The 2,731-nt window shown below is 46.1% G+C and carries 3 protein-coding genes; all 3 read left to right on the forward strand.

Annotated elements, in window-relative coordinates; translation table 11 throughout:
* Positions 1–607: N-6 DNA methylase (locus SPADD19_RS04345; protein WP_164905841.1), on the forward strand; the 607-nt coding region annotated here is incomplete at its 5' end.
* Positions 608–720: 113 nt separating this feature from the next.
* Positions 721–1,656, forward strand: coding sequence for an Rpn family recombination-promoting nuclease/putative transposase (locus tag SPADD19_RS04350; protein WP_061455325.1), 936 nt, complete (start codon positions 721–723; stop codon positions 1,654–1,656).
* 153 nt (positions 1,657–1,809) lie between these two features.
* Positions 1,810–2,731: L-lactate dehydrogenase (locus SPADD19_RS04355; RefSeq protein WP_061455326.1), on the forward strand; the 922-nt coding region annotated here is incomplete at its 3' end.

Raw genomic sequence — 2,731 nt, forward strand, 5'->3', positions numbered from 1 at the left:
CAAGGCTGACTTCGCCTTCCTCTTGCACGGTTATTACCACCTCAAGCAGGACAAGGGGGTCATGGCCATCGTCCTTCCTCACGGGGTCCTTTTCCGTGGCAATGCTGAAGGAACCATTCGCAAGGCCTTGCTGGAAGAAGGAGCCATTGATACCGTGATCGGTCTTCCTGCCAATATCTTCTTCAATACTAGCATCCCAACGACAGTCATCATTCTCAAGAAGAACCGCACCAATCGGTACGTTTACTTTATCGATGCTTCTAAGGAATTTGACAAGGGCAAGAACCAGAATATCATGACGGATGCCCATATCGAGAAGATCCTCCAGGCCTATAAGAGCAGAGAGGATATGGATAAGTTCGCCCATCTGGCTAGTTTTGAGGAGATCGTCGAGAATGACTATAACCTCAATATCCCACGCTATGTGGATACCTTTGAGGAAGAAGAAGTAGAGCCACTGACAGATATCGTGGCTAAGATCAACCAAACCAATGCGACCATCGAGACCCAGACAGCCTCTCTCCTAGACATGCTCAGCCAGCTTCATGGAACAACGCCAGAAGCCGATGCCGAACTCAAGAATTTTGTCGAGGAGTTTAAGGGGTAAGGTATGAGGAGATGGTAGTAGGGAAAGGATATTCCTTTCGATATTCCCAATTTTTTTCGAATTATAGAAGTAGAGGGACCTTCCCTCTATTTGTTTATCGGAAAGGAGCAGGGATGCAAAAGAGACACGCGCATGTATCGCCAACCTTGGACATCATGGCCAAGAAGATTTTTAGTTTGCCAGAGGTGACGACGGCTTTTATTCGAGACATTTTGGAGCTGGATGTAGCGGACGCTCAGATTGTGGAGGGAAGCCAGCCCCACAGCATGGCTTATGAGGAGGATGACTTGTTCTCCACTGCGGTGGATGTGAGAGCCAAGCTCCATGATGGAACCGAGGTGATCATCGAGATCCAGATTCGCAAGCAGCAATATTTCTTGAATCGCTTCCATTACTATTTGGCCAATCAGCTGGTGGAAAATGTGCAAAAACTGCGCCAGCAAGGTCAGACACATAAGATGTACGAGCAGATGGAGCCCGTCTATGGGATTGCAATTTTGGAGAAGTCGCTCTTACTGGACGAAGAGGCTGCCATCAATAAATACTGGCTGACCAATAGCCGGTCCGGCAAGCAACTTAAGGCCTATTATAAAAATGGCAAGCACCAAAATCTTCTGCAGGTTGCCTTTTTAGAGCTAGACAAGTATAATAAAGATGAGAACCTGACAGATGCAGGCAGACAGTGGCTAGAGTTTTTTGGGAATCTTCCCTTCACAAAAGCTCCCAGTCAGGCCGTTGCCCACGCAGATTCATTATTAGATTCATCTAGCTGGACCAAGGAGGAGAAGACCATGATAGACGAGCGAATTCGTATTCAAGAAAATTATGATATGACCCTGGAGACGGCTATAGACGAAGCGCGTGAAGAAGGTCTGGAACAAGGATTGGAACGTGGTCTGGAACAAGGTTTAGAAAAAGGCTTGGAACAAGGTCGTAATGAAGAACGTCTGCAGTTAATCCGTAAAATGGTCTCACGAGGAATGACACCTGAGCTTATATCGGAGATGACGGGCTTATCGCTTGAAGAGATTGAAACTCTTCTTTCCTGAGTCGTTAAAAGAGGCACTGCCTCTTTTCATTTTGAAAAAACTTGAAAATTTTCCCATTTTTTTCAATCCGCCTTTCTAGAATTGTGGTAGAATAGAGTCAACAAAGAGCTATCCTCACCAACAGTGTGATCGATACTAGAAAAGAGGATTCTGATGACAAGAAAAATTGGTATTATTGGTTTGGGGCATGTGGGTGCGACCTTGGCCCACAGCATGATTTTGAAACACACCTGTGATCACTTGGTCTTGATTGATACCAATGAGAAAAAGGTCAAGGCGGATGCCTTGGATTTCTGTGATACAGTTGCCAATACCGGGTATCCGGTTCATATCACGGTCAATGACTACGCGGCTTTAAAAGATGCGGATGTCGTAGTGTCGACTCTTGGAAATATCGAGTTGCAGGCTAATAACACAGATGACCGTTTTGCGGAGCTTCCTTTTACTAGCAAGCAAGTGGTGCAAGTAGCGCGTGATCTGAAGGCTTCTGGCTTTAGTGGGGTCTTATTGGTAGTGACCAATCCAGTTGATGCCGTTACTCAACTCTATCAACAATATACCGGCCTTCCAAAAGAGCAGGTGATTGGGACAGGGACCTTGCTGGATACAGCTCGGATGAAGCGTGCAGTCGCTGATCGTTTGCAGGTTTCTCCTGCTAGTGTATCAGGTTACAACCTCGGTGAGCACGGAAATTCTCAATTTGTCGCTTGGAGTCAGGTCCGTGTCAAAGGACACGCCATTACCGATCTCTTCTCTCAAGAAGAGCTGGATGCTATCAACTACGAGTCCTTGCGCGGTGGCCACACGGTCTTCTTTGGCAAATTCTATACCAATTTTGGGATTGCAGCAGCAGCCCAACGCTTAGCAGAAGCTGTGATCAATGATAGCCACGAGGAAATGCCAGTGTCTAACTATCGTCCAGAATATGGAACCTATCTTGGCTATCCAGCGATCGTAGGTCGAAAAGGAATTATTGAACGATTGGACTTGCATTTGACAGAAGAAGAAAAAGAAAAATTACACCATTCAGCCGAAACCATTAAAGAAAATACACGAAAAGGATTGGAGCATGCAT

The sequence above is a fragment of the Streptococcus parasanguinis genome (genome assembly GCF_001578955.1).
Lineage (GTDB): Bacteria > Bacillota > Bacilli > Lactobacillales > Streptococcaceae > Streptococcus > Streptococcus parasanguinis_U.